Raw genomic sequence first — 20,557 nt, forward strand, 5'->3', positions numbered from 1 at the left:
ATTTAATTTTTAAAGTAACAATCTTTTAAAAGCACTTTTAACGCTTATCGGATCTAATAATGCTATACTGAGAATTCGAGCTGATCATTTAGTCGGTTGATACTAAAGATAGAAAGGAAATATCTATGTGTACAGGAATTAAAATTAATTACCCCGGCGGACATGTTGCAGGACGAACAATGGATCTGGAAGCACCCGTTGACTACAATATACTTTACTTGCCTAAGGGGTATCCGGTAGCTGAAAATTTGCTAGGCGGCTTTCACCCTTCTCAATATAAGATGCTTGGAGTTGGTTTTCGAAATATGGACCCTTTAAAGGATGGGGTCAATGAGCATGGTCTGATTGGAATCACCAATGATTTTGGAGGATTTGGCTTATATGATAATCAAGTAGATAAAAAGAAGAACAATGTTTCTGCTTTTTATTTTATGAATTATATCTTAGGTAATTGTCGCAATGTTGATGAAGTCTTAGCGATTTTACCGACCGTTCACATCTCAAGTCATGATATGAATGGAAATAAAGTCATCACACCAATTTTCCACTTTATGTTTTCAGACAGTCAGCAAAACTGCATTGTGGTTGAGCCTGAAAAGAAAAAACTAAAAGTCTACCAAAATCCTTATGGCGTCATGACCAATGCACCAAAATTTCCTTCTCATCAAAAACTTTTGCAAACTACTTTTAATCAAGAAAATTTGAACCAATTTAATGCTGCTAAAGACCTACCTGGTGGATATGATCCAAAATCACGTTTTTTAAAAGCTTATTATCTAGCACAACAAACACTTGATAATCATGACAGTCAGTCTGCCTTTGGCAATCTTTACCGCGTCTTATCTTCTGTTGCTTTACCTAAAGGCTTTATCCCTAACAAAAAATATCATTCTTACACACATACTGTTTATTTATCTGCTTATGATAGTCCATCAAGAAGGTTGACCATTCAATCCGCTCAAAATCAAATGGTTTATTCAATAGTTTTTGATGACATCGAAGATTTAAATCGAAGACAGGCCATATTCTTGCCGGCTGGATTTACTTATCAAACACTTAAATAAATTAAAGACGCTGGAAGTTATCCAGCGTTTTTTTATGGTGATAGGATGCGAAAGTGGGTATATTTTATTTGCCAATAGACTCATCTTTAATAGTCTTAGAAATTAAATTTTTTCGCAGAAAATCAATTCTGCCATATCGAAACTAAAATAGGCTGTTTGATCATCGTTATATGAAAAAATAAAAATACGATTTGTGTCATCAATCTTATCTAGGTGAATTCTTTGATTTAATTCAAGATTAATTTGTTGTAAGTATTCTAGTAGTTCATGTTTATCGATACAGCGACGAAACACTAGGTGGTCACCTTCACTAAATGATGATAGAGGTGTCCGATAAACTTCTTGATAATTATCAATTGTGGGAATAATACTTCCATGAGGACAAAATTTTGGATAATCTAGCAGTTTTTCTAATTTCTCAAAAAAATAGTCACTTTCTAAATGTTCAATGGTTTCAGCATCGTTGTGAACTTGAGTGATGTCATATTTTAAGATTTTCATTAAAAAAAGTTCGGCAATGCGATGTTTACGCACAACCTTAATCGCACTTTCTAATCCTTGTCTGGTTAAACGCACTCCTTTATAGGCGATGGATTCAACAAGATTGTCTTCAACTAATCGGCTAATCATATCGGTTACAGACGGAGCTGAAATATTTAAGCTGTCCGCAATTAATTTATTTGAAACATATTCTTCACTACCGTTCAAACTGAAAATAGCTTTAAGATAGTTTTCTTTGACATTGGATCGTTTCATTATCTCTCCCTCTTTCATAAGCTTTTAATACCTTAGTCTTTCTTAGTGAATTTTCTTAGTAAATTTAGTATAACACAACTACAATTAACTAGACTAAAATAGTTTTTCACCAAACAAAATTATGCTATAGCAATCACAAAACAAAAATATTAGACCCTCCTAAATAATTTATTGCTTAAAGGTAAAAAATAGTGTACACTCTTACTAGTGAAGAAAGGAGTATATATATGATTCAAATTAAACATTTGAATGTTGATTATTTTGGGCACAAAGCACTAGTCGATGTGAACCTTGATATCCCATTTGGATACAGTGAGGGTATTATAGGGCCGAATGGCGCTGGAAAATCAACCTTAATGAAAGCAATGTTAGGAATTATTCCTAGCAGTGGAAAAGTGACTTATAATGGCGAGGACATTAAAAATAAATTAAGAAAAATTGCCTATGTTCCTCAAAAAAGTGACTTAGACTTAACTTTTCCCATTACAGTTGAAGATACTGTTTTAACAGGAACTTACCCTAATTTACCATTATTTAAAAGACCAGGTAAGAAGGAAAGAGAAATTGTGGATTACTGTTTGGAGCAAGTAGTGATTGAGGATATTCGAAAAAAACAAATTAGTAATCTATCTGGTGGTCAGCTACAAAGGGTGTTTATTGCTCGAGCACTGGCTCAACAAGCAGAAGTTTTCTTTTTAGATGAGCCTTTTGTTGGGATTGATCTCAAAAGTGAGAATATTATTGTGGACATTTTGAGGCAATTGCGCAGTGAAGGGAAATCGGTATTAGTGGTCCATCACGATCTTCATGAGGTGCAGTCATACTTTGATCGACTTTTAATTTTAAATAAATCAGTCATCGCTGAGGGAGCAGTTAAAGAAGTGTTTACTAATGCGAATATTCAAGCAGCCTACGGAGGCTCATTAGGAAATGTTCAAATAAAAGGGTTAGGTGATTAAATTGACAGAAGTGTTTTCTCAACTCTTTGACCTACCTTCCTATGTTATTAATGCAGGTTTATCCGCAATTTTTTTAGGGGTAGTGTCTGGAATTATAGGTAGCTTTATTGTTTTAAGAAAGATGGCCTTGATGGGAGACGCATTATCGCATGCGGTATTACCTGGGGTAGCTCTTTCCTATATGTTTGGTATTAATATGTTGTTTGGAGCATCGCTTTTTGGGATTTTTGCTGCTGTTCTAATTCAATATATTTCAAAAAAATCTAACATTAAAAGTGATACTGCGATTGGCATCATTTTAAGTTCATTTTTTGCTTTAGGAATTATCTTAATTAGTCAAGCACGAAGTGGAATCGATTTAAATCACGTCTTGTTCGGTAATATTTTAGCGGTTCCGAATTCTGAGTTAGAACAATCTTTTTGGGTACTCGTTGCTGTGATTATTATTGTAAGTCTCTTTTATAAAGAGTTATTAATTTCATCCTTCGATCCTGTTGTTTCGAAAGCATATGGACTCAATACGGATTTCTATCATTATTTATTAATGCTTATGTTGTCCGTTGTAACTGTCTCCTCACTCTCCCAAGTAGGAATTGTGTTGGTTATTGCTATGTTAGTTATACCAGCTGCGACTTCCTATTTATGGACAAATAAACTAATCCATATGATTCTATTAGCCTCAATAATTGGAGCTTCAATGGGACTAATCGGAACATATATAAGTTTCCAAAATAATCTGCCTACGAGTTCAGCAATTGTCTTGTTGGGTTCACTAGTTTTCTTAATTTCATTTTTTGCTTCACCAAAAAACAATTTTTTTAGAAAGGAAAAAGTATCATGAAAATATTTAAAAAATTTATTGCATTGACTCTATTATTATCTACTATCTTATCAGGAATTGGAGGGGGGGTAAAAGCCCAAGCCGCTGAAGATAAAAGCCTAAAAATCGTAGCAAGTTATTCAATCATCGCTGATATGGTTAAGAATATCGTTGGAGAACATGGAGAAGTCTATAGTTTAGTGCCAATTGGAACAGACCCTCATAGCTATGAGCCGTTACCAGGAGATGCTCAAGAAGTATCTGAAGCTGATCTCGTTTTTTATAACGGATTTAACCTCGAAACAGGAAAAGGTTGGTTTGATGATTTACTTGATGTAACTGATAAAAAAGATGTAGCTTTTGCGGTGACTGAAGAAGTAGAACCTATGCATTTAACAGCTGAAGGTAAAGAAAATGAGCAAGATCCTCATGCTTGGCTAGACGTACAAAATGGCATTAAATATGTTGATCTTATTGCTGAAAAAATAATTGAAGCTGATCCAGAGCATAAAGAAGAGTATCTAAAAAATAAAGAAGCTTATACCAAAGAATTAGAAGATCTAGACCAATATGCAAAAGATGAAATTGCTAAAATTCCAGAAGATCAACGAATCTTAGTTACTTCAGAAGGAGCTTTTAAATACTTTTCTAAGGCCTATGGCTTTGAAGCAGCTTATATTTGGGAAATCAATACAGATAATCAAGGAACACCTGACCAAATGAAGCGTATCTTAGATATTATTAATGAGCGTGATGTGAAAGCCTTATTTGTTGAAACATCAATCAATCCTAAAACAATGGAGACAGTTTCTCAAGAAACAGGAATTCCTGTTAAATCGAAAATCTTTACAGATTCATTAGCAAATGAAGGCGAAGAAGGAGATACATACATCACAATGATCAAATGGAATGTTGACCATATTGTGAGTGGTATTCTTGAAACGGAATAATTATAAGATTTGCTAAAAGAACTAACTACATTTATCTTAGGGAGAGCTTAGGATATATTAGAAATTAAGAAACATTCTACTTATACACGTTCATCGGATGCATGAGGTGTTCGGTAGATTATATTATAGGGAGAATAAAATGCGGTTGAGTATTTATACTCGACCGTTTTTTATATGGTAATTGGATATGAGTAGCAAATATATCCTGTCTTGCAAAAATCAAGATCTATGTGGTGGTGTTTGCTGAAAGTAATCCAGAATCTACCGATAATTAAAAAACTTTAACTCTTAAATAAAAAGAATAAATATGCGAAAAGTATGCTAGTATCTATATGTTGCTGAAATATTTTTTGGAGGAATGCATGAAAACGAAATGTAACTATTTATTAAGCTTATTAATACTTTTTCTAGCCATCTCTTTAAGTGGCTGCTTACAAGTTGAAGAGTTTTTGCAAGAATTCACTGAAGAACCAGTCAGTGAACAGTTAGCAAGTGATTCCAGTAAAACAAGCCGAGAGGGTTTTACAGAATTAAAAATTGAAACAGATCCATGGCTTAACCAAGAAAATACGAGCGAGGTCGTTCAAGAAGAAGCGTTTTATTATAATCTAGAACAAGTCGCTGCCTATATTCATCAATATAATCGATTACCAGCTAATTATATAACTAAGGAAGAGGCAACTAAGCAAAACTGGTCAACTGCTGATCCGATTTATGTGATTGGTGGCAATCGATTTGGCAATCGAGAGGGCATATTACCTAAGAAAAAAGGAAGGCAATACTATGAAGCTGATATTCAAGCAGGGTACAGTCACCATCGTGGATCTGAACGAATCGTGTATTCTAATGATGGGCTGATTTATTACACTGACGATCATTATGATAGTTTTAAGCAGCTTTATTGAAAGGATGAAGAGTATGAAAATTATATTAGATGGCCAAGCCTTTACAGACAAGGAGACGACTTATTGCTATTTGATTGATCGATTAAATTTGCCCCACTACACGGGTCATAATTTAGATGCTTTATGGGATGTCCTAGGAGATAGCCGTCCTTTAGAGATTGAAATATACCGTGCGCGTTTAATTTTGGACCAACTCAATGATTATGGCCGTTGGTTGCTCGATTTGTTTGGGGATGCTTCAATTGAAATGGAACATCAAGTGACTCTTCATTGGTAGAGTATTTGGGAAGGCAATCGTCTTCTCTTTTTTAAGAATAAGTACTATTAAATTTAAATCAAACTCGTTATAGTAGAATGAGAGAATTAAAGGTGGGAGAAGCTATGCAAGAAACAATTGGACTCTATATACATATCCCTTTCTGTCAAAAGAAATGCCATTATTGCGACTTTTTAACCTTTGTGGATATGGAAGAGAGAATGGATGAATACGTTACCTACTTAATTAAAGAAATGGCTCTTTATAGTGGAAACTATCAATTAGACACAATTTATTTTGGTGGCGGAACACCTTCTTATTTAGAAGCTGAACAGATGGTTAAGATTATGGAAGGCATCCAGAGTCATTTTGTGATTCTTTCAGATTGTGAGATTTCGATTGAAATGAATCCCGAATCTGTCACGGAAGAAAAAGTAAAAACCTATTTAAAATATGGGTTTAATCGCTTTTCTATGGGAGTCCAGTCCTTTGATGATGCAACCTTAAGAATGATGGGGCGTTTACATGATCATGAAACAGTCTATCAAAAGATTGCTTTATTAAAAGACTTAGGTGTTAAGAAATTGGGAATTGATTTGATGTTTGCTAACCCTAAACAGGACATGGATGTTTTAAAAAGGGACATAGAATTAGCTATGCAATTACCGCTTAATCATATTTCTTATTACTCCCTAATGATTAAAGAGAACACACCTTTTCAGCGTTGGGTGTTAACTGGACAGATGCGCGTTTTAGACGATGAAATTGAAAGAGAAATGTACCATTATATCCAATCAGAACTGACAAAACATGGTTTCCACCAATATGAAATTTCCAACTTTGCCAAAGGTGATGTTGAAAGTCGCCATAATAAAAAATACTGGCAGTTGAAGAATTATTTAGGAATTGGTTTAGGAGCTTCTTCTAATATTGATTTCGTGCGTTTTGTTAATCATAGACGTTTTGATGATTACTACGGCATGATTGATCAAGGCGAATATCCTATTCAGATCAGTGAAAAGCTTTCTTTGGAAGATCGCGAAAAAGAGTTCATCATGTTGAATATGCGCCTGTTGGAAGGTTTTGAATTCACAGCGATTAACCAGCGATTTAATATTGACTTTATTGACAAGTACCAGGAAATCTTGGCCAAACATAAAAAGTTAGGCTTGATTGATTATGACCATGAGCGTATTTGGTTTACTGAAAAAGGCTTAGATATTGGGAATCAATTTTATTTAGATATTTTATAGGGGGGGTGCAATGGAAATAAGACGGTTAAATCATTATCAAGATAATCGCTTTAAGAAGAAATCTTAAAGCAGCAGGGTGCCTTTTTAACCATATAGTGTTCAGATTATTAATCGTCATACTGCTCGATTTACAGGAAAAGATGATAATAACTTTTCAGCCTTAATTGAAGCTTTTCGTTTTTATGCTGAACATATAGATACTTTTCTCGATAAAAACAATCAAATAATTAAACAATTTCAACCGGTTAAACTTTTTTATTTGGAACTGGATCACATTCAGCCTTCGCAGTTCTATGTAGATAAGGACAAATTGCAGGCTATTTCATCTTTTATCAGAAAACAGACAGATATCATCATACCAGTTACAAAAATGAACAAGAGATGGGTCTCTTTAGACGGGCATAGCCGTTTGGCTTATGCTGTAGAAAATGGCTTTAAAACGATTCAAGTTTATGAAACAGCTGCTGATGAGGGTTTGGAATATTTTGTCAAAGAGGCAATAGCTCGTGACATATTATCACCTTATGACTTAAAAGTTTTGACACATGATGAATATCAAGTCCAATGGAATCAGTTTTGTGAGGACTATTTTTCGTTGTTAAATTAAATTACTTTCTCAAGTTTAATAATTTAAAGGAGGGTTTTAATGAATAAAATAGAAATTAAAGAAGATGTTCAGCTTCCATTTGAGCAAGTGTTGCTCTTATATGAAAACGTCCATTGGACAGCCTATACTAAAGAACCAGAGCTTTTAGAAAAAGCTATCCAAAACAGCTTAAAAGTTTGGACAGCTTGGGAGGGTGATCAACTAATTGGCCTAGCACGTGTAGTAGGGGATGGGCTAACCATTATCTATATTCAAGATATTTTAGTACTTGAAGATTATCAAGGACAAGGTATTGGTAGTCAGTTATTGCAGAAGATATTAAAAGAATACCAAGCGGTGCGGCAAATTATATTGATGACTGACGATACTGATAAAACACAAAGTTTTTATAAGAAAAATGGTTTATTTAGAACAGACGAGTATCAGTTAGTAACCTATATGAAATAAAAGTCTAAGTCTCCAATTCTTTATTATAAGAATGGAGGCTTTTTTATGGAAAAAACTTGTCAAAAACAACCGTTGTGTATATACTGTATATATACACAACAGCTAAGGTGAGGTGAATCAATGAACATTTTAATATCCAAGTTAAATCCCAAGCCTATTTATGAACAGATAAAAGAACAGATTATCCAAGCCATTTTAAATGGGGATGTGGAAGAAGGAGACTTACTTCCTTCGGTAAGGGGCTTAGCAAAAGACTTAAAAGTCAGTGTAATAACGACCAAAAGAGCTTATGAAGACCTTGAAAGAGAAGGTTATGTAACTTCAGTGGTCGGGAAAGGTACCTATATAGCTGAGCAAGACCATGATTTCATTAGAAGGAAATACTTAAAAAGAATGGAAGCATTAATTAAAAATCTGATTGAAGAAAGTGCGATGATTGACCTCAGTTTGGAAGAAATAAAAGTATTGGTGGAAAGGATCTATAAGGAGGGTAAATAATGGGAGAATTTGTGATTGAAATGAATCAAGTATCAAAAACATTTACTGATTTCTCAATTAACAACTTAGATTTAAAGATTCGTAAAGGTTATGTGACTGGTTTTGTGGGACCGAATGGATCTGGAAAAACCACGATCATAAAATTAATTATGGGACTTATGAAAGCAGAAAGTGGATCGATTAAAGTTTTTGGTAAGGATCTTAAAAAGCATGTGGTAGCCATTAAGGAAGAGATAGGCTTTGTTTATGCGGAAAATTATTTCTATGATCACTTAACAGTCGAAGAAACGGGAAAAATGATCGCCCCTTTTTATAAAAAATGGGATTGGGAAACCTACTGGTCTTACACCCAATCATTTGGATTATCAAAAGCTAAAAAAATAGAAGAACTCTCAACGGGTATGAAAGTAGCGCTTTCTTTAGCCATTGCCTTATCACATGATCCTATGTTGATTATTCTTGATGAGCCAACTTCTGGGCTGGATCCTATCGTAAGAAATAGAGTTTTAGATATTTTGTTTGACTATATCCAAGACTCTGAAAAGTCTGTTTTTTTCTCAAGTCATATTATGACAGATATAGAAAAAATAGCTGATCATATTTCAATGATTCATTATGGAGAACTGATTATTAATAAAGAAAAAGATTATCTCCTCAACCAATACAGGTTAGTGAAGGGACCTAAAGAAATTTTAGACGACGAGCTCAGGAGCCAATTAATTAATTGCCGAGAAACATCAGTCGGATTTGAGGGCCTTTCGTCAAACTATGAGCTATTTAAAGAATTATTTGGAGAACAAGTGATTATCGATCCGGCTAATCTTGAAGAGATAATGGTTAATTTATTTGATGAAAGGAGATAGTATGAAGGCTTTAATCCATAAAGAATTTATTTTAAATTCTAAAAAAAATTTACTGATTTTTATGGCTATATTTTTTGTGGGATGTGTTCTATCCGATTCATTTCAAATTCCAATCATTTGTCCCGTTGTTTTGACAGTTTGGTACCCACTAATTATGAATGAAAAGGAAAATTTTAAGAAATCGGGAATGCTTTTAAATAGTTTACCTATTGAGGCTGAAAAAATCGTCTTAGCTAAATATGTTTACACTATTTTGATGGGGACGCTATTTTTTATTAGTTTTATTTTACCAAATTATCTTTTACCCGAATTCAAGGCCTACTCTCCTAATGAAGTTTTAATTGCCTTTACTTATTCAATAGGTTCGATCTCATTTTCATACTTTGCATATTATGTTATTGGTAAATTTTTTTACCAAATATGTAGTTTAATATCTTTCTATTTTTTCTTTTTTTTAGCTAAAAGTGAAGGAACTCTAAATGAACCATTATTTGCTCCATTTACCAATTTTTCCAATCAATTTTCTTTTCAAGAACTACTCATGCCATTGTCTGTTTATATCATTCTATCACTCAGTCTTTCTTACATATTAGCTGCTCGATCTTATAGCAAAAAAGATTTTTAAAGCGAGTTTCATTAAGAAAGATAACATTAAAGATTTTTCTTAAATGTTGTCTTTCTATTGATTTTTACGATTTTTGTGTAAAATGACTTGTACAATATACCCTAAACTTCCCCCAGCTATAGCAGACAAGAAAGCCATCCAAAAGATCTCATCCTCACGAAAACGGTTCGCTGAATAAGCCCAAACGCCAACTAAAATGAAAAAAGTTAAGGCAAAGGCTAGAATAAAGAGTGGATTGTTACTTTGAAAAGCTTGAAAATCGCCTAGACTATCTTTTAGGATGGAGTCTGTTGAAGTTTTAAAAACTTCACTCAAAGCTACAATGTTTTTGAGATCTGGATTACTTTGATTACTTTCCCATTTAGAAACAGCTTGTCGCGAGACATCAATTTTATTTGCCAGTTCTTCTTGAGACAAGCCTTGCTTCTTCCTTAAAGTTTGAATACGCTCACCAATAGTCATAATAAATTCCTCCTATTTAAACTTTCCTTAATTTTATCAAAAGACTTAGCTGCTTATCTAGCAACTATAGTTGGCAAAGTCGCAAGGAGTGGTTGAATTAAAAAAATAATGGCTTCTTTTTCTTTTAGGTCCTAAGTCTGATTAGCTTGAAAACTTAAAATAGTATAATTAAACCATAGAAAGGAAGATGAATATGATCCCACTAAATATATATGTGCAAAGTGTTGAAAAGAATTTTTGGATTTATAATTTTGTTGCTTCTTTTATTTATTTTGCTATTAATGGCTTTAATGCTTTAAGTAATTTCATTCTATTTCCACTAGCTATTATGTTAATTATTTATATTTTAAAAGAACGTTTGAGGTCAACCGCAGATACCCAATTTTTAGGATTTTACCCTCTAGGTAAAGATTTTGGTAAATTAGTTATTGCTTCAATTATGAACTATGTTATATGGCAGGTATCAGGCTTACTCTTCTTTGTTGCCTTAGTTTATTTATTGTGGAAAGAGTATCACTAATCCATTAAAACGAATAGTTCGTTTAAACTGAGCAAACATAGTGGGGTCCCCTTAAATGTACCATGTAATATAAAAAGTCTGTTTTCTCTTTATTGAGGAACAGACTTTTTTGTATGATTGAAGTGAGTTTGATTAAGTAATATCAGATCAAGTAGGCTTTCACAAATGGGAGGACTTGCTAGTAACTCAGCGACTAAGTAGCTAAGATAAGTAACCAAGGTGATAGGAAATAACCATGGGAGAGAAACACCTGTCATTTCAAGAATTAAAAAAATACCAGAAAGGGGTGCTCTGACAATTGCAGCAAAATGTCCACTCATTGCAAATAAAGAAAGATAGATGATAAGGTCAGAGGGAATCAATCCTAAATTGTATAATAAACTGCCATAGAGATTACCTAATATAGCTCCAATAGATAATAATGGAAAAAAGATACCACCGGGCATGCCTGAACAAAAAGCGAATGCTAATAATAATATCTTCATTGAATATAAATAAGATAGGTAGTTAGGATTAGGGTTCGCGCCGATTGGGAAACTTATTAAATTAGCTCCAGAACCAAATAAATTACGGTCAAAATAGAGTATAATAGCGGTTAATATAAAAGGTAGGATTGATTTTAGCCATTGAGGAATTGCTAAAACTTGTGAAAGACCTTTTCCCTGGATTATTATCCAATTAAACAATACACCAGAAAGACCCGTAATAATCCCTAAACCAAGACAAGTTATCAATAAATTATCTGGAAGTTCTGCTTGTCTAAGCAGAATAATAGAAGGTTGATTTCCTAAAATGCTATTAGCTGTTTGATTAGCAAGCAGCACGATTATACCGGCATAAATAAATAATTGCCTACTTGTTTTATAGAATAAACCTTCTAAGATAAAAGATAGCCCTGATAAAGGTGCATTGAAAGTAGCCGCCATTCCTCCTCCTGCTGCACCAGCTATTAGGTAACGACTGATAGAAGAATCGCTATGAAAAAACTTACTCACAACTTGCCCGATAGTAGAGCCGATTTGAATAGATGGGCCTCCTCTTCCTAGAGTTAAGCCGGAGCCAATAGCAGCAATTCCACCAAAAAATTTGTAAATTAAAACGGTGAGCCCATTTTGATTTAAATGCTTGTGAAGAAGGCCATTTATTCGTGGGACACCTGACCCTCCGATAGCTGGTTCCATTTTTAAGCTAAAGGCGGTAAAAAATCCCAGACCTAGCATAAACAAAGCATAAATAATAAGATTTGTTATATTTTGATGCGAGAGTGATAATAAGGAGTATGAAAAATTTGCAAGATGATTGATAAGAAGATTAAAAGCTGCTATTACACAGCCAGTTATTAATCCGGTAAGGGCGCAGAGCAAGAGCGTTTTGATTGAAGTATAAGTGTTTTTCATAAAAAACCTCCTTTTTTATTCTAGGGCATCTTATTTTTTTTGACAAGTGCTTGTTAATTGAAGGTTATACATTTAGCGAGTGATATAATAGTATTTGAAGTAAAAATTCACTTATAATAAAGTGGGGTCAACGATTAAATAGTTTGAATATAAAAAAGAGCATTCTTGAGCAATTTAAACCAAGTAAATGAAATTTCTAAACAATTTAAAGGAGACTGAATAGATGGTGAAAGATGTTCATTGGCAATTATTTCAAGGGTTAGCCGAGCAAGAGTTGGAGAATATCTGTGGAAAGTTAAAAATTCCTAACGACTACCTTACAAGCGTCAACGATCCTTTTGAAATAGCGCGTATAGAAGATGGGGTTAATATCAAAGGGCATTCGACTTACCTAGTCGTTTTACAGTACCTACTACCACAATCTAATAATTTGGAAGAATGCGAATACAAGACACGAGCTATTTCGCTAGTAAAAGTGGAAGACCAGCTGTTTGTGAGTCTCAATGAAGATCCTCAGTATTTTTCAGATCTTTTTAAACAATTTGATCGAAATATTCAATTAAGCTATGAAGAGATGATAATGAAAGTTTTTTGGAAAATTCAAAACGAAACCATTAAAGTTTTAGCTTGGGTGCATGAAGAAATTGAAGACATGCAAAAAGATATTGAGTATTCTTCTCAAAATAAAGAACTTTACCGTCTTATGAGACTTGATAAAAGCTTGGCATATATAAAAACAGCCGTGCATAATAATCGAATAATTCTGGAAAAAATTAGTCAGGATGAAAGATTTCAGTCTGTGCCTGCTTTGAAGTCTTTAATGCATGATGTCTTGATTGAGTCGTATCAGGCCGAATCAATGGTTAATGAAGGGATGCGAATCACCGGTCAATTAAGTGATCTATTCTCGAATGTAATTTCCAATAATTTGAATAATGTAATGAAAGTTTTGACCTCGATTACGATTATTCTTACGATTCCGACAATTATTGGAGGACTGTGGGGAATGAATGTACCACTTCCGTTTGCAAATAGCGAAGCGGGATTTTTTATGACAATTCTATTAAGCTTAATAATCAGTATCGTTGTTGTGTTTTGGTTAAAATCTAAAGATTATTTATAATTAAGCTTCCAAAAAGCCAGACAATGATTGTCTGACTTTACTTTAAGGACGTGTAACATCTTGAACATCTACTTCAATATTTGCTTCTTTTAAATGGGCGATTAGTTTGCCTTCATCATTTAAAGGAAAAGATTGGGCAAAATACTGCTTATTGGCTTTTCCTAATAGATTGATACGGTTTTTTTTAAGATCTCTAGTTAAAACAACACGATCGACCTTTGCAAAAGAAATTGGAATCATTACGGATAAAGTTCCTCTGAAAATAGAAAAATCATTTTTTGAGATACCTCTAGCTAATGGGCCCGAGATAAAATAAAGAATGGCTGAAGCAATCAATAAATAATGCCACCTACTAGTTGCAAATTGAAAACCAATCCAAACTAACAAACCGATGGTTATTAATTGAGTCCAAATCCAGTAGCTTTGAGTTACTTCTACAAAAAGATTGCGACTTCTTTTATAAAAATGATAACTACTACCAGCGATTAAAGCGATAGTCAAGAGTATGGATACAATGTCTTTCAAAAGATCACTCCTTAAATTTTGCCTTAAAATAACTATACCATTCTTGAAAGCAATAAGCTATTAACATTTATAAGAAAAGGAACGATAATCAAATGTTTTTAAAACAACCTGATTTAAAAGATATAGATAGAATTGAAGCATTTTTAGACAGTTATCCTGAATCTGATCAATGGATTGCTGGGACTTCTAGTCTTCACCGATATCATGGAAAATTAGACCAGTGGATTAATTTAATGAAGAATTGGTCTCAAGGGAAGGAACTACCTGTCGGTAGAGTACCCGTGATTCAATGGCTATGTCTTGATGAAAAAGGAACAATGATCGGTGCCATTAATTTACGTCCTCATCTGAATGACTATTTACTTCATTCTGGGGGTCAGATTGGTTATGTGGTTCATCCAGACTATCGGTTTAAAGGTGTAGCAAGTTGGATGCTAGGTGAGGCCTTGAAGAAAGCCCATGAACTAGGAAATGAACGCATTCTAATTACTTGTAGAGCCAGTAATAAAGCCTCTCAAGCGACCATTAAAAAGTGGAAGGGTGTATTGGAAGACCAAAGAATAGAAAAGGGTGTAAGGGTAAATCGTTATTGGATTGACTTACCGAGTTAACTTAGAAGGTTTAAAGGATGTCAGTATCTTCAATTAAGATTCGGTTTTTATTCATTTGTAGATGTTAATTTGTTAGGATAAATTGAATGAAAGATCAGGGGAGTTTTGTTGATCTCTACGATTTATGATAGTCCGATTGGACGATTACAACTTTTAGTAGACCAAGAAGCGCTCATTGGCCGATGGTTCAAGAACAAAGGAAGGGTGGAAGAAAATTTACCGGACAATGTGCACTTTATTTCCTGGTCGAGACCTGAATTTAAACCCTATATCAATTGGTTAGAAAGCTATTTCCGCGGACAAACTAACTCTGCCATTATTTTTTCCTCTCAATCCAATGAACCAGACTGTTTTTGGCAAAACGTTTGGCGAATATTAAAGAAAATTCCTTACGGAAAGACAATGACTTATAAAGAGATAGCGAAAACTATTGAAGCCGAAACTAAGCAAAAGGTATCTGCTCAAGCAGTAGGAGGGGCAGTGGGAGCCAATCCTATTTTGTTGCTCATTTTTTGTCATCGAGTGATCTCAGCAACAAATGCTTTGACTGCTTATAGTGCAGGGACTGATAGGAAGATTTGGTTATTAAATCACGAAAAAGTTTAGAAAGGATGAGACTGATGCAAATAAAAGCAATTCCTGCTTTAGAAGATAATTATATTTGGGTAATTGAAAAAGAAGATGAAGTTATTGTCGTGGACCCAGGAGAAAGTGAACCTTTAATAAATTACTTAAAAACATTAGGCTTAAAAGTCAAAGCGATTCTCTTAACGCATTTTCATGAGGACCACGTCGGTGGATTGAGCGAATTGTTAGCCAGTCAAAAGCATGCGGTGACCGTTTACGGACCGATTGAAGTTGAAGAAAGAGTTAATCAAGTGGTCAAAGGGAGTGACCGGTTGGAGATAAGTGGTTTAGAGTTTGAGGTGCTTAAAACACCAGGGCACAGTGCTGAGCATGTGTCATATTTACTGGGGAAGCATCTTTTCTGTGGTGATGTTTTATTCTCAGCGGGTTGTGGGCGTGTATTTACTAATGATTATCAAGCGCAATATGACAGTCTTCAAAAAATAAAAGACTTGCCTGATGAAACGCAACTTTATGCTGGACACGAATACACTTTAACCAACTTGGCCTTTGCTTTAACCATCGAACCTGACAACCAAAACTTAATGAACCAGCAACAAGCTGTCAAAGTTTTAAGGTCCAAAGGCTTACCGAGCCTCCCGACTAGTTTAGCTGTTGAAAAGGAAATTAATCTGTTCCTACAAGCTGAAAGCTTGAAAGATTTCATCCAATTAAGAAAAGCGCGTGATCAATTTTAGAAAGGAAGAAGGGTATGCGAGTATTTATCGTTGAAGATGACCCGATTATTGCTGAGGGTTTAGCGAATACACTAATTAAGCATCGGTTTGAAGTTAGAAAGTGTCTAGACTTTGAAAATGTTGTCGAAGAATGCCTCTCTTGGCAAGCCCATCTGGTCCTCTTAGATATTAATTTACCTTATCAAAATGGCTATTATTGGTGTAGTCAGTTGCGGGCTCAATCACAAATTCCAATTATTTTTATTTCTTCTTTATCTGAAAGTATGGACCAGCTAGTAGCCTTACAGATGGGGGGAGATGATTATCTAGTCAAGCCAATTGATCGTCAGCTGACTGTTGCAAAAATCCAGGCTCTTTTAAGAAGAAGTTATAACTATCAACCAGATAACAGTCTTAATCTTAGTTTTGATGGGATGACTTTAAATACACAAGCTTTAAGCCTTGGATACCAAGAAGAAATTATTGACTTAACCGCCACGGAATACCAAATATTAGCAGTCTTATTTAAGAAAAAGGGGAATTATGCAAGAAGGGATGAAATACTTGATGCCTGCTGGCAAGAAAACCAATTTATTGATGATAATACATTAGCGGTCAATATTTCACGCTTAAGAAAAAAATTGATAGCATTTAATCGTGGGCCGGTAATTGGTACTAAAAAAGGAGTCGGTTATTGTCTTTTAAAGAAAGAGGCAAAAAATGAAAGCTTTCATTAATGAATATCGCGGTCTGATATTATTTGTTCTCTTTATCTTAGCTCTTTTTGCTCTTGTTTTTTACTTATTTCATCTAAACTGGATGCATTACCTCATCCCTTCTTTACTGATTGTGCTTATTTTAGTCTTATATTTAGGTAGGCAATGGTTTTATTTTCAAATGGAAGTAAGTTACCAAGTAAAATTTCAAACTTTATTGGAGAGTTCACTTGTTGAGAAGAATATTCAATTAAATAGGGAGAAAGATTTGGAAGACTATTTCTTATTATGGGTCCATCAAATTAAAACACCGATTGCGGCAAGTAAAATGCTCTTAGAAGAAAGCGATGATCCGTCGAAAGGGCTACTTAATCAAGAGTTAGTCAAAATTGAATCTTATTCTAATTTAGCTTTAAATTATCTTAAAGTAACTAACCCTAAAAGAGACATGGTCTTTAGCCGGGTTCAATTGAATGAGATTATCCAACCGCTCTTAAAACGTTACCGCCATCAGTTCATCAATCAGGAGATTACTTTACACTATCAACCGATCGATCAAGCAATTTTAACGGAGGCTAATCTGTGTCAGATTATGATCGAACAAATCTTATTCAATGCTTTAAAATACAGCCCCAAAGGGAATATATGGATTAAATGGAGACAAGCTAGTTATGACTTGGTCATTGAAGATGATGGAAGAGGTATTCATTCTCAAGACTTACCTAAGATTTTTGATAAGGGTTATTCGGGCCATAATGGTTTACTGAACGAGCAATCTTCTGGTATTGGTTTATACATGGTGCAGTTAATTAGTAAGCGTCTCAACCAAGCCGTAAGTGTTCAGTCAAAAAAGGGTGAAGGAAGCCGTTTTATCATACAATTTAATCAAGAGATGAGTTAACCTTACAAAAATGTAAGGTTCTTTTACAATTTGTAAGTTTTGATAAAGGCTGATAATTAAATATTCCTATAGACTTGATTTAAGAAATAGAGGGGGGACTAGTTTATGTTATTAAGTGTAGAACATGTTGAAAAAATATACAGTGGGAGAGGCAATAAGACTATCGCCTTAAGAGATGTTAATTTTGCTATTAATGAAGGAGAATATGTAGCTATTATGGGAGAGTCAGGGTCGGGGAAATCAACTTTACTGAATATTTTAGCGACTTTTGATCAACCGACTGCCGGTCGTGTCATGATAAATGATTTTGATTTGTCGGGGCTTAAAGAAGAGCAAATTGCCAGTTTTCGCCGTGAGAAGCTAGGGTTTGTTTTTCAAGATTTTAATTTATTAGATGGATTTACCAACCGGGACAATATCCTCTTACCAATGGTTTTATCACAGAAATCAGTGGTTGAAATGGAAGAACAACTTAAAAGGGTAGCTAGTTTGGTGGGGGTAGAGGCACTATTAGATAAATATCCCTATGAAATATCAGGAGGCCAAGCGCAACGGATTGCAATTTCTCGTGCTCTAATCAATCAACCGGATATTATTCTAGCTGATGAACCCACTGGGGCCTTAGATTCAAAGACTTCTGAACAGATTATGCAAATTTTTGTAAAATTAAATCAAGCAAGTAATACGATTTTGATGGTCACTCACTCGATAAAGGCAGCGTCTTCTGCTAACCGAGTTTTGTTTATCAAAGATGGCGTCATTTATCATGAAATATATCGAGGCCAACAATCATCACTTGATTTTCAAGATGCGATTGCTGACGCCTTAGCGATGTTGAATGGACGGAGGGAAGCAAAATGCTAAGTATGTCGACTGTTATCCGTAAGTCAGCTATAAAATCAATGAAGTCGAACAAAGAACTTTTTTTACCTTTCAGTCTTGCTTCCATTATTCTATTTGCTTTAGAATATATTATTTTATCGCTCACTGGCAATCAATATATTATCGAACGGTCAGCCAGTTTAAATTCTATATTGATGATTGGTGTTTTCTTTGCGACTCTTTTGAATATTATTATTGTTTTGTACGCTTCTAGCTTTATACGAAAAAAGTTAACGCAAGAATTTGGTCTCTATTCCATTCTAGGATTAGCCAAAAAGCATGTAGGTCGTATTTCGTTCATTCAATTTACGATTGTCCTCTTAGTTAATGCTTTATTTAGTGTTTTAATAGGTTATTTAAGTGGTAATTTTTTGTTTGTCTTATTTAATCGTTTAATGAAGGATACCGGAGCCGGATTTATGGATTATCCTTTTGATCCTAAAGCGGCCCTAGAAACCTTAGTATTGATGGTGGGAACTTACGCTATTATCTATCTCTTATCCACCTTAAAAATTCATCGTTTACAGTCGCTGGATTTGATGAAGGATAGCCGTAAGGGACAAGGGCGAGTTAAGAACCGCTGGATTATTTTGGCGATATGTTTAATCACCTTAGCGGCTGGCTATTATATTGCTCTTACTACTCAAGGTGTTTTAGATTCACTGTCTATGATTTTTATCGCTATTTTCTTAGTGATGATCGGAACATATTCTTTTTTCATGGCTTTTATGGTGTTTGTGTTGAAATTGATGCAAAAAAATAAGCGCTATTATTATCAACCCACTCATTTCTTAAGTACTTCAGGCATGTTGCAGAGAATAAGTAAAAATGCCACATCATTAGCCTCGATAACCATTTTAGCCACTGGTATTATGATGGTCTTGGCAATGACCTTAACCACCTATCGCAATATGGAAGCAGCTGCTGAAGGTTCCATGCCAAGAGAGTATGAAATAACTTTTGCTCCTTCTCAAGCCTATGAAAAAACAACAGAGGAACAATTAGAATTGTTACGAAATTTTCAAGCAGAACTTCAATCAACTGATTTGATTTCGAACAATTTAATTGAGACAAATGCGATGGAGGCTGTCTTGATTAAAGAAGATCATATTTATCCTTTGTTAGAGCCTGGTCAAAAGCAAAAAGTGGAAGAAGGAGAGCATAGCTTTGTTATTCTCGGGTTAAAGGCAGATTATCTAGCTAGATATCCCGATGAATCTGTTCCAGAAGATCAGTGGGTTCTTGCTTCTAATTTAAAGGATGTATCACATTGGGAAAAAATTTATTGGAAAGATGGATTAGAACGCGCGGTCTATATTGGTAAAGGTGAAATTATTCCTTATACCATTGGTGTTGATGCACTGTATTTTGGTGTCAATTCTTTAGCAGAGTTACAAGCGATGCAAAGGTATTTATTAGATAAGTCCGATATAGAATTATCCACTGTAAGCTCTTTATATTTTGATTTGAAAGAGCCTCAGTTTGAAAAAACAGTTCAAAAATTGGTTGATGAGCAAGGCTTTTTCATGGAGAGTAAGGCCTATAAAAAGGAGTTGCTCTATCAGCTTAATGGTGGCTTATTATTTATCGGTCTTATCGTTTCAAGTGTACTGATAATAGGAATGATCTTGATGCTTTACTTCAAGCAAATTTCAGAAGGTTATGCAGATAAAAAGAATTATCAAATTATGAAACAAGTGGGCTTACCTTTACAATTAATTAAGAAAACCATCCGCTCTCAAGTACTTTGGTTTTTCTTCTTACCTTTAATCATTGCAGTTGTTCATAATCTGTTTGCGAGTCAAATTATATTCAAACTGTTAGGTTTATTAGGTGTTAATAATTTTAATGATTATTTGTTTAGCTTCAGTATGGTACTATCGGGATTTATTCTATTCTATCTGATTTTCTACCATCTAACTTCTCGGTCATACTACCGCATTATCAATCAAGAAGATTAAATAAAAACACCTGCTTTTTTTAAAAAGAAAGCAGGTGTTCAGACTGTAGACAAAGTCCTTTAAATCACCAACCTATGGTGATTTAGAGGGCTTTTTGATATATAATAAAAAGAAAACGGGTGATTTCTATGATGTCCACTAATGCAGAAAGT

At 34.3% G+C, this 20,557-nt stretch carries 25 protein-coding genes; 21 read left to right on the forward strand and 4 right to left on the reverse strand.

Going from position 1 to position 20,557, the window contains the following annotated elements:
- Positions 1 to 125 precede the first annotated feature (125 nt).
- Complete coding sequence (locus ACQV2X_RS03675; protein WP_428894247.1) at positions 126 to 1,064, forward strand: linear amide C-N hydrolase; 939 nt, start codon at positions 126 to 128, stop codon at positions 1,062 to 1,064.
- Between the two features lie 102 nt (positions 1,065 to 1,166).
- On the opposite strand, the gene ACQV2X_RS03680 is transcribed toward ACQV2X_RS03675, so the two are convergent.
- Positions 1,167 to 1,820: a metal-dependent transcriptional regulator gene (locus tag ACQV2X_RS03680; RefSeq protein ID WP_428872723.1), complete on the reverse strand. Its 654-nt coding sequence runs from the start codon at positions 1,818 to 1,820 to the stop codon at positions 1,167 to 1,169.
- A gap of 227 nt (positions 1,821 to 2,047) precedes the next feature.
- Between ACQV2X_RS03680 and ACQV2X_RS03685 the strand changes: the two genes are divergently transcribed.
- The 11 genes from ACQV2X_RS03685 to ACQV2X_RS03735 all read left to right on the forward strand — a co-directional run bounded on the left by ACQV2X_RS03685 (position 2,048) and on the right by ACQV2X_RS03735 (position 10,003).
- Entirely contained in the window at positions 2,048 to 2,779 is a 732-nt protein-coding gene (locus tag ACQV2X_RS03685; protein WP_428872724.1) for a metal ABC transporter ATP-binding protein, read from the forward strand.
- Between the two features lie 10 nt (positions 2,780 to 2,789).
- Entirely contained in the window at positions 2,790 to 3,620 is an 831-nt protein-coding gene (locus tag ACQV2X_RS03690; RefSeq protein ID WP_428873005.1) for an iron chelate uptake ABC transporter family permease subunit, read from the forward strand.
- Complete coding sequence (locus ACQV2X_RS03695) at positions 3,617 to 4,549, forward strand: metal ABC transporter solute-binding protein, Zn/Mn family (protein WP_428874906.1); 933 nt, start codon at positions 3,617 to 3,619, stop codon at positions 4,547 to 4,549. The genes ACQV2X_RS03690 and ACQV2X_RS03695 overlap by 4 nt, the downstream gene beginning before the upstream one ends.
- A gap of 362 nt (positions 4,550 to 4,911) precedes the next feature.
- A complete protein-coding gene (locus ACQV2X_RS03700) occupies positions 4,912 to 5,454 on the forward strand; it encodes a ribonuclease domain-containing protein (RefSeq protein ID WP_428894248.1) in 543 nt (180 codons plus the stop codon).
- Between the two features lie 13 nt (positions 5,455 to 5,467).
- Positions 5,468 to 5,731 carry a barstar family protein gene (locus ACQV2X_RS03705; protein ID WP_428872727.1) on the forward strand — a complete coding sequence of 88 codons (264 nt, stop codon included), beginning with the start codon at positions 5,468 to 5,470 and terminating at the stop codon, positions 5,729 to 5,731.
- Positions 5,732 to 5,835: 104 nt separating this feature from the next.
- Positions 5,836 to 6,963: a radical SAM family heme chaperone HemW gene (hemW, locus tag ACQV2X_RS03710; protein ID WP_428894249.1), complete on the forward strand. Its 1,128-nt coding sequence runs from the start codon at positions 5,836 to 5,838 to the stop codon at positions 6,961 to 6,963.
- Between the two features lie 370 nt (positions 6,964 to 7,333).
- Positions 7,334 to 7,570, forward strand: coding sequence for a hypothetical protein (locus tag ACQV2X_RS03715; protein ID WP_428875783.1), 237 nt, complete (start codon positions 7,334 to 7,336; stop codon positions 7,568 to 7,570).
- A gap of 39 nt (positions 7,571 to 7,609) precedes the next feature.
- Positions 7,610 to 8,017 (forward strand): GNAT family N-acetyltransferase, encoded by a 408-nt coding sequence (locus ACQV2X_RS03720; protein ID WP_428894250.1) that lies wholly within the window; start codon positions 7,610 to 7,612, stop codon positions 8,015 to 8,017.
- 120 nt (positions 8,018 to 8,137) lie between these two features.
- On the forward strand, positions 8,138 to 8,515 hold the full coding sequence (locus tag ACQV2X_RS03725) for a GntR family transcriptional regulator (protein ID WP_428872737.1): 378 nt from the start codon (positions 8,138 to 8,140) through the stop codon (positions 8,513 to 8,515).
- Positions 8,515 to 9,378, forward strand: a complete 864-nt coding sequence (locus tag ACQV2X_RS03730; RefSeq protein ID WP_428894251.1) for an ABC transporter ATP-binding protein — start codon at positions 8,515 to 8,517, stop codon at positions 9,376 to 9,378. The genes ACQV2X_RS03725 and ACQV2X_RS03730 overlap by 1 nt, the downstream gene beginning before the upstream one ends.
- A gap of 1 nt (position 9,379) precedes the next feature.
- A complete protein-coding gene (locus ACQV2X_RS03735; RefSeq protein WP_428894252.1) occupies positions 9,380 to 10,003 on the forward strand; it encodes an ABC-2 transporter permease in 624 nt (207 codons plus the stop codon).
- 54 nt (positions 10,004 to 10,057) lie between these two features.
- Here the strand turns inward: ACQV2X_RS03735 and ACQV2X_RS03740 are convergent, their stop codons facing one another.
- Positions 10,058 to 10,465: a helix-turn-helix domain-containing protein gene (locus tag ACQV2X_RS03740; RefSeq protein ID WP_428891664.1), complete on the reverse strand. Its 408-nt coding sequence runs from the start codon at positions 10,463 to 10,465 to the stop codon at positions 10,058 to 10,060.
- Between the two features lie 193 nt (positions 10,466 to 10,658).
- Between ACQV2X_RS03740 and ACQV2X_RS03745 the strand changes: the two genes are divergently transcribed.
- Positions 10,659 to 10,985, forward strand: a complete 327-nt coding sequence (locus ACQV2X_RS03745) for a hypothetical protein (protein WP_428891663.1) — start codon at positions 10,659 to 10,661, stop codon at positions 10,983 to 10,985.
- Between the two features lie 89 nt (positions 10,986 to 11,074).
- Here ACQV2X_RS03745 and ACQV2X_RS03750 read toward each other — a convergent pair whose 3' ends face one another.
- Entirely contained in the window at positions 11,075 to 12,382 is a 1,308-nt protein-coding gene (locus ACQV2X_RS03750; RefSeq protein WP_428893321.1) for a ClC family H(+)/Cl(-) exchange transporter, read from the reverse strand.
- A 223-nt stretch (positions 12,383 to 12,605) separates the two neighbouring features.
- On the opposite strand from ACQV2X_RS03750, the gene ACQV2X_RS03755 reads away from it, so the two are divergent.
- Complete coding sequence (locus ACQV2X_RS03755; RefSeq protein WP_428874900.1) at positions 12,606 to 13,505, forward strand: magnesium transporter CorA family protein; 900 nt, start codon at positions 12,606 to 12,608, stop codon at positions 13,503 to 13,505.
- A gap of 42 nt (positions 13,506 to 13,547) precedes the next feature.
- On the opposite strand, the gene ACQV2X_RS03760 is transcribed toward ACQV2X_RS03755, so the two are convergent.
- The gene (locus tag ACQV2X_RS03760; RefSeq protein ID WP_428872744.1) at positions 13,548 to 14,030 is read right to left on the reverse strand and encodes a hypothetical protein; all 483 of its coding nucleotides are present in this window, start codon (positions 14,028 to 14,030) and stop codon (positions 13,548 to 13,550) included.
- A gap of 92 nt (positions 14,031 to 14,122) precedes the next feature.
- Between ACQV2X_RS03760 and ACQV2X_RS03765 the strand changes: the two genes are divergently transcribed.
- The 7 genes from ACQV2X_RS03765 (at position 14,123) to ACQV2X_RS03795 (ending at position 20,405) form a co-directional block, all read left to right on the forward strand.
- Complete coding sequence (locus ACQV2X_RS03765) at positions 14,123 to 14,641, forward strand: GNAT family N-acetyltransferase (RefSeq protein WP_428872745.1); 519 nt, start codon at positions 14,123 to 14,125, stop codon at positions 14,639 to 14,641.
- A 108-nt stretch (positions 14,642 to 14,749) separates the two neighbouring features.
- Complete coding sequence (locus ACQV2X_RS03770) at positions 14,750 to 15,247, forward strand: methylated-DNA--[protein]-cysteine S-methyltransferase (protein WP_428894253.1); 498 nt, start codon at positions 14,750 to 14,752, stop codon at positions 15,245 to 15,247.
- Positions 15,248 to 15,261: 14 nt separating this feature from the next.
- Complete coding sequence (gene gloB / locus ACQV2X_RS03775; protein ID WP_428872747.1) at positions 15,262 to 15,966, forward strand: hydroxyacylglutathione hydrolase; 705 nt, start codon at positions 15,262 to 15,264, stop codon at positions 15,964 to 15,966.
- A 14-nt stretch (positions 15,967 to 15,980) separates the two neighbouring features.
- Positions 15,981 to 16,682: a response regulator transcription factor gene (locus ACQV2X_RS03780; protein ID WP_428872748.1), complete on the forward strand. Its 702-nt coding sequence runs from the start codon at positions 15,981 to 15,983 to the stop codon at positions 16,680 to 16,682.
- On the forward strand, positions 16,666 to 17,562 hold the full coding sequence (locus tag ACQV2X_RS03785; RefSeq protein ID WP_428894254.1) for a sensor histidine kinase: 897 nt from the start codon (positions 16,666 to 16,668) through the stop codon (positions 17,560 to 17,562). The genes ACQV2X_RS03780 and ACQV2X_RS03785 overlap by 17 nt, the downstream gene beginning before the upstream one ends.
- Before the next feature lie 105 nt (positions 17,563 to 17,667).
- Positions 17,668 to 18,426 (forward strand): ABC transporter ATP-binding protein, encoded by a 759-nt coding sequence (locus ACQV2X_RS03790; RefSeq protein WP_428894255.1) that lies wholly within the window; start codon positions 17,668 to 17,670, stop codon positions 18,424 to 18,426.
- Positions 18,420 to 20,405: an FtsX-like permease family protein gene (locus ACQV2X_RS03795; protein ID WP_428885239.1), complete on the forward strand. Its 1,986-nt coding sequence runs from the start codon at positions 18,420 to 18,422 to the stop codon at positions 20,403 to 20,405. Before ACQV2X_RS03790 ends, ACQV2X_RS03795 begins: the two co-directional genes overlap by 7 nt.
- Positions 20,406 to 20,557 lie beyond the last annotated feature (152 nt).

The organism is Facklamia sp. P12945, from assembly GCF_050409485.1.
Lineage (GTDB): Bacteria > Bacillota > Bacilli > Lactobacillales > Aerococcaceae > Facklamia.